At 51.1% G+C, this 5,520-nt stretch carries 8 protein-coding genes; 4 read left to right on the top strand and 4 right to left on the bottom strand.

Translation table 11 applies throughout. The features are described 5' to 3' along the window. Positions 1–131 precede the first annotated feature (131 nt). Positions 132–404, top strand: coding sequence for a SemiSWEET family sugar transporter (locus BP822_RS09145; protein WP_276620046.1), 273 nt, complete (start codon positions 132–134; stop codon positions 402–404). Positions 405–526: 122 nt separating this feature from the next. Here BP822_RS09145 and BP822_RS09140 read toward each other — a convergent pair whose 3' ends face one another. Continuing rightward, positions 527–832 carry a hypothetical protein gene (locus tag BP822_RS09140; protein WP_157863820.1) on the bottom strand — a complete coding sequence of 102 codons (306 nt, stop codon included), beginning with the start codon at positions 830–832 and terminating at the stop codon, positions 527–529. Positions 833–1,050: 218 nt separating this feature from the next. Between BP822_RS09140 and BP822_RS09135 the strand changes: the two genes are divergently transcribed. Then, a complete protein-coding gene (locus tag BP822_RS09135; protein WP_013720344.1) occupies positions 1,051–1,395 on the top strand; it encodes an ArsR/SmtB family transcription factor in 345 nt (114 codons plus the stop codon). Between the two features lie 5 nt (positions 1,396–1,400). Continuing rightward, positions 1,401–2,486: a permease gene (locus BP822_RS09130; protein WP_286878172.1), complete on the top strand. Its 1,086-nt coding sequence runs from the start codon at positions 1,401–1,403 to the stop codon at positions 2,484–2,486. 26 nt (positions 2,487–2,512) lie between these two features. Here BP822_RS09130 and hpt read toward each other — a convergent pair whose 3' ends face one another. Next, complete coding sequence (gene hpt, locus BP822_RS09125) at positions 2,513–3,082, bottom strand: hypoxanthine/guanine phosphoribosyltransferase (protein ID WP_273278558.1); 570 nt, start codon at positions 3,080–3,082, stop codon at positions 2,513–2,515. A gap of 104 nt (positions 3,083–3,186) precedes the next feature. Between hpt and BP822_RS09120 the strand changes: the two genes are divergently transcribed. After that, complete coding sequence (locus BP822_RS09120; RefSeq protein WP_286878171.1) at positions 3,187–3,954, top strand: class I SAM-dependent methyltransferase; 768 nt, start codon at positions 3,187–3,189, stop codon at positions 3,952–3,954. 75 nt (positions 3,955–4,029) lie between these two features. Here the strand turns inward: BP822_RS09120 and BP822_RS09115 are convergent, their stop codons facing one another. Together BP822_RS09115 and hgcC are read right to left on the bottom strand one after the other, a co-directional pair. Then, on the bottom strand, positions 4,030–4,857 hold the full coding sequence (locus BP822_RS09115) for an arsenite methyltransferase (RefSeq protein WP_276620059.1): 828 nt from the start codon (positions 4,855–4,857) through the stop codon (positions 4,030–4,032). Between the two features lie 31 nt (positions 4,858–4,888). Then, a complete protein-coding gene (gene hgcC, locus BP822_RS09110; protein ID WP_013720369.1) occupies positions 4,889–5,164 on the bottom strand; it encodes an HgcAB-associated protein HgcC in 276 nt (91 codons plus the stop codon). Between the last annotated feature and the right edge of the window lie 356 nt (positions 5,165–5,520).

Raw genomic sequence — 5,520 nt, 5'->3', positions numbered from 1 at the left:
TCGGGCGATCTGCCAATTCGAATCCCAAAAAAGATGGGGCGAGGAGGCAGTGAAAAAAGGTAGCGGCTCGGCTGATACAGCCAGATAGAAGACTGCAATCCTCATATACTTGCAGCTCTAACAGAAGGCAGATGCAATGGGAACTGGTTGGCTGGTGTGCAGCTCTTTTGACGATGTTCGGATTCGTCCCCCAGATCCTTAAAATCTATCGGACAGGGTCTGTCTCAGATGTCAGCCTGATCATGCTCTTGCAGTTCTCTTTAGGAATGTTCCTTTGGCTGCTCTATGGCCTGTATATTCAGGATCGCATTCTGATCGTCTCCAATACGATCTCCTTTCTTACCCTGATGGTGGCCACCGGGATGTATATGAAGTACAGAAAAAGTGGTGCCAGCCCTCTGTAGCATCCATGAGAGGCAGTCATTAGCCGGAATGAAAAGCAAAAGAGCGCTCCAAGCATCATGTTCGGGAGCAGGCGAGAACAAGAAAGCAGGTTAACTGACATTGACCAACTGACACAGCATCCCTATCCGTCTTCTTCCCGCTCACTCATCTTATTTTTGATCCTCTCTTGCAGCCTCTCCAGAGAGGCTTTTGTGCTCAGGCGACTGTCACAGGGAGAAGTGTCTTTGGGATTGCAGCCAGCCAGAAGGTCCATCACTCTGTCGGCCATATCGAAGGCCTCAAGCTCCTCCAGATGCTGCAATAAGATACTGGCGCGGGAGTTGAATTCCCGGCATTTCCCCGTCTGCGAGATAGCAGCCTCGTGCATTTCATAGAGCAGAGAAAGCTCCTTATTGATCTGCAACCAGTCCTCCCTTTTTATCGCCATCCGGGAAAGGTATCCATCTTTCAGAAATATTAAGGCGATGATCAAGGCGATGCTCTCAATGCAGAGGCGATGGTCTTATAGTCTCGATTCCAGTATCCTCGAATCCGATCAGCCTGAAAAATCGAATCAATTGCTTGAATATGGAAGAGTGATAATATCGTATTATCGTCTTATGGCGATAAGCTTATATCTGAATATACTTTAATCGCGCTCCAATCATGGCTCAAAAGAATGTCTCTGAACTGCGCTTGAAGATTCTGAGCGCTCTGTCCGATCCCACCCGTCTGGAGCTGCTCGAATACCTGAGCGGGGGCGAGCGATGCGTTTGCGAGATCCTTCCCGCCTTCTCCAGATCTCAGTCCACCATATCCAAGCATCTGAATATCCTCTTCGAGGCCGACATTCTGGATCGCAGAATAGACGGGAAAAAGACGCTCTACAGCATAAAAGACCCTCAGGTTTTCGAATTGGTTCGCCTTGTAGACCAGATGGCCCTAAAGCAGATATCGCAGCTCGCAGAAGCAGGAAGGATTATCGAGGAGTCATTGAGCTGCGGGAGATAGATATCATGGCAACCTATGTCATAATGGCAGCCTTGGAGGCCGGGCTGGCAACACTGCTTGAATACCTCTCGGCGCATGTCTTGACCTGCCTGGTGCCAGCATTCTTCATCGCCGGTGCGATAGCAGCTCTCTTGAACAAGGATACTGTGCTCAAGTACTTCGGTGCTGATGCCCCAAAGTGGCTCTGCTACAGCGTGGCTTCCACCTCGGGGACTATATTGGCCGTCTGCAGCTGCACCATCCTGCCCATGTTTGCAGGAATCGAAAAGAGAGGGGCGGGCATTGGGCCAGCAACGGCCTTCCTCTTCTCCGGACCGGCGATAAACCTCATGGCCATCATCCTCACAGCCAGGGTCTTGGGCCTGGACCTGGGTGTAGCCAGGGCAGTGGCTGCAGTCTTCATGGCCGTGGTTATAGGTCTGATCATGGCGGCTATATTCCAAAGACATGACCCAAGCTGCAAAAACGATGCGGCTCCTTCTTCTTTTGATGTCGATCCAGACCCGGATCAAATGAGCCGGCCCAAATATATCACTGGCACATTTATGACCGTGCTGGTGGCCATACTGCTCGTTGCCACCTCAAGCGCCATAGAGCTCCTGCCCAAGGCGATAATCGTGGGAGCGCTGATAGCAGTGGCTGCCTTCCTGATGAATAGATACTACCAGCCAGAGGAAAAGAGCGCCTTCCTGGAAGAGACCTGGTGGCTGACCAGGAAGATCTTTCCTCTCCTGGTAGTGGGCACATTTGTAACCGGGGTGATCGGCTACTTCCTGCCGGTTGAATGGGTAAGGACAATCTTTGGCACCAGCAGCTTTCTGGCCTGTTTTCTGGCCTCAGTGATCGGCTCGTTGCTCTATATGCCTACATTGCTTGAGGTGCCAGTAGTCGGAACTCTTTTCGGCTATAGCACGGGAGTTACGGCTGCCGGTCCTGCTCTGGCCCTTCTGCTTGCTGGTCCATCCCTGAGCCTTCCCAATATGATTGTTATCTGGAGGATAGTTGGAGCGAAAAAGGCCAGCGTCTACATCAGCCTGGTGGTGATCCTATCCACATTGGTGGGAATGCTCTACGGTGCCGTCGTTTCATAATTGATAAGAGTAGGAGGATATCTTATTTATTTTGAGATTCCCGGTTCTACTTCGGACACCCGGCCGCCTTCGACCTTGACTCTGACCATGGTCTTCAGGTTGTAGCCTTTGGACCTCAGCAGCTCTGCTCCGTTTCCTCTCTCCACCACGATCACTGTATCCATAACCTCGGCCCCAGCCAGCTCCAGAGAGTCCAGCGTGGCCTGAAGGGTGCCGCCGGTGCTGATCACATCATCCACCACGATCACCCTATCTCCCCTGTTTATTCCGTTCAGATAGAGCTGCGAGCGGGAGTAGCCGGTGACCTGGCTGATCTCGACCTCATTCGGGAGCCCGTACTTTCTCTTCCTTATTATCACCAGGGGGATATCGCATAGGATGGAAAGCACTATGCCTATGGGAATTCCCATGGCCTCAACAGTCACTATCTTATCCACATCCAGATTGGCGATCCGCACGATATTGGCGGTGACCTCTCTGATCAGATCCGGCCTGATCTCGGGAACTCCGTCTGTAATGGGATGGATGAAGTAGTCGTACTCTCCCCGTTTGAATACGGGGGCTTCCAGCAATGATTTTTTGAGCCTTTCCAGCATAGGTGAGTTCTTTCATACTATTTTCCTTTTCAAGTTATTGGTCCCTGTGGCCAATCCTCCGGCAGGGCGGAAAAGATATATGACGTCCGATAGGGATGCTATTGATGACAGAGAAAAGCGTATGGGAAGAGTTTTTCGATGCTCATGCTCCGATCTATGAGGAAAACGTATTCACAAAAAACACCATTCAGGAGGTCAATTTCCTTACAGAGGAGCTGGCGGTGAGAGATGGGGGCTCAATTCTTGATGTTGGATGCGGTACAGGACGTCACTCCATTGAGCTGGCCAGGCGGGGTTATGCTGTTACCGGGCTTGATCTGTCCGCAGAGATGCTTGCCAGGGCTGCGGATGCTGCCAGGAGCAAAAAAGTGAATGTGCAATGGATTCGTTCTGATGCTGCCCGGTTTCAGCTACCGAATAGCTACGATGGCGCAATCTGCCTGTGCGAGGGAGCTTTTGGGCTTCTGGGCAAGGGCGATGATCCTATTGGCCAGCCCCTGTCCATCCTGTGCAATATCTCCCGCAGCCTGAAGCCGCAGGCAAAGGCAGTATTCACTGTTCTCAACGCACTGGCATCGATTCGCAGGAACGCGAATAAGGACGTTGAGGAGGGACGATTCGATCCTCTGACACTGGTTGAGTCTTCGGAATGCACGCCCCAAGAGGGGGTGGCTGCAGTTGCCGTTCGAGAGAGGGCTTTCGTGCCAACTGAGCTCGTCCTGCTCTTCCGCCTGGCAGGGATGTCTGTGATCAACATATGGGGCGGGACAGCAGGGAACTGGGGGAGAAGGCCCGTCGACCTGGATGAGATGGAGATCATGGTTGTGGCATGCAAAACAGGCGAGCCTCTGGAGGGGGATGGCGCCCGGTAGCCCTCAAAATTGTCTGCAGAATTAATATTGGGGTATCGGGCCTCTAATCCCCAGATCCCGGGCCTGATCCCCCCATCATCTCGGCTTGATGGCCCTTACCTTTATGCTGGATACGGAGTCTGCAAATCCGTTGACTTCTTCGGCGCTCATTTTCGGACTCTGATCAATTGCCTGATCTGTGCTGTCGCTGACAAAAAAGTCCAGTGAGAAGGGGGATTCCTCAATCACTTCTACATCGCCGAAGCCTGCAGATCCTATCGCATCCAGATAGACATCTTTCATAACTGCTCCCGAGATGCAGCCCACATAGCCTTCGATCGAATTCTCTATGCTAAGAGGCAGCTTCTGGCGCAATACGAGATCTGAGACCATCAGCCTGCCGCCGGGCTTAAGCACCCGGAATACCTCTTTGAAGACCTTCTTTTTGTCGGGCACCAGGTTGATGACGCAGTTGGAGATGACAGCATCCATGCTATTATCATCAACCGGAAGATCCTCCAGCTCGCCAGGCACAAACTGCACATTGCTGTAGCTTCCTTTATCGGCATTCTCTCTTGCCCTGTTGATCATCTCCGGGGTCATATCCACTCCAATGACCTTTCCTGTCGGTCCAACCCTGTTGGCGGCAAGGAAGCTGTCGAATCCCGCCCCTGAGCCCAGGTCAAGAACAGTCTCCCCTTCCTTTATCGATGCCAGTGCGATTGGATTGCCGCAGCCCAAGCCCAGATTAGCTCCCTGAGGCACGGCATTCATCTCTTCCTCTGAGTAGCCGATATTCTTGCTGATCTCCTCTGGGGGAAGAGTTCCACAGCATGAGCCCTTGGTGGGACAGCACGAGCCTTCCGTTCTCGCAATTTTTCCGTAGCTCTCCTTTACCAGTACCTTTATTTCCGAATCGTTCATCGTTAGTTCACCTCAAATTCTAAATATAGTATTATTTCTTGAATATGTCATCAATAACCGGCCCGAGCACAGACTTCACCATGCCCTCCAGCTCTTTTACCCTGATCAATGATAGGCAGCAGATCTTGCCATCCTTCTCCATGCTCACCACTGCCAGCTTATCTCCCGGCCGGATCTTTGCTCTTTCCCGGATATCCTTGGGAAGAACCATCTGCCCGCGCTCATCTACGCTTACTATGGATTCCACCCGGCATGAGCTCATCGATCCCGGCAGGCAACAGGCCTTGTCTTCGGATTTAACCGCCATAATAATATCGTTATCTCTGATTATTTAAATATTTCTGAAAAATCAGAAAATTCTCTTTTTAAGCAACATCTCAAATCGATAAAAATTGATGCGTAATTCTCCAAACAAATATGACTTTGGATTTTAAAACCAGTTTAATGCTATGCACATCAAATCCTGACAGAATTCAGATAAAGCGCAAGCATTATATATCGGCAAAGATTGATATGATCTGTGATTATCATGGGACTGAAAGATAAGATCTTCGGGGATAAGGGCAGCAGCAGTTGTTGCTGTGGCACCCGTATTGTGGGACTCAGACAGATCAACGTAGGTGGACGCAGCGTAGGAATCATGGGCCTGGATGAAGCCCTCCA

This window comes from Methanosaeta sp. UBA458 (genome assembly GCF_002496085.1).
Classification (GTDB): Archaea; Halobacteriota; Methanosarcinia; order Methanotrichales; family Methanotrichaceae; genus Methanothrix; species Methanothrix soehngenii.
The sequence above is the reverse complement of the archived record's forward strand: the minus strand, read 5'-3'. Positions and strand labels throughout refer to the sequence as shown.

Coding starts and splice junctions, on each gene's coding strand:
- BP822_RS09145 (WP_276620046.1), top strand. CDS start 132: ATGCAATGGGAACTGGTTGGCTGGTGTGCAGCTCTTTTGACGATGTTC.
- BP822_RS09140 (WP_157863820.1), bottom strand. CDS start 832: ATGGCGATAAAAAGGGAGGACTGGTTGCAGATCAATAAGGAGCTTTCT.
- BP822_RS09135 (WP_013720344.1), top strand. CDS start 1,051: ATGGCTCAAAAGAATGTCTCTGAACTGCGCTTGAAGATTCTGAGCGCT.
- BP822_RS09130 (WP_286878172.1), top strand. CDS start 1,401: ATGGCAACCTATGTCATAATGGCAGCCTTGGAGGCCGGGCTGGCAACA.
- hpt (WP_273278558.1), bottom strand. CDS start 3,082: ATGCTGGAAAGGCTCAAAAAATCATTGCTGGAAGCCCCCGTATTCAAA.
- BP822_RS09120 (WP_286878171.1), top strand. CDS start 3,187: ATGACAGAGAAAAGCGTATGGGAAGAGTTTTTCGATGCTCATGCTCCG.
- BP822_RS09115 (WP_276620059.1), bottom strand. CDS start 4,857: ATGAACGATTCGGAAATAAAGGTACTGGTAAAGGAGAGCTACGGAAAA.
- hgcC (WP_013720369.1), bottom strand. CDS start 5,164: ATGGCGGTTAAATCCGAAGACAAGGCCTGTTGCCTGCCGGGATCGATG.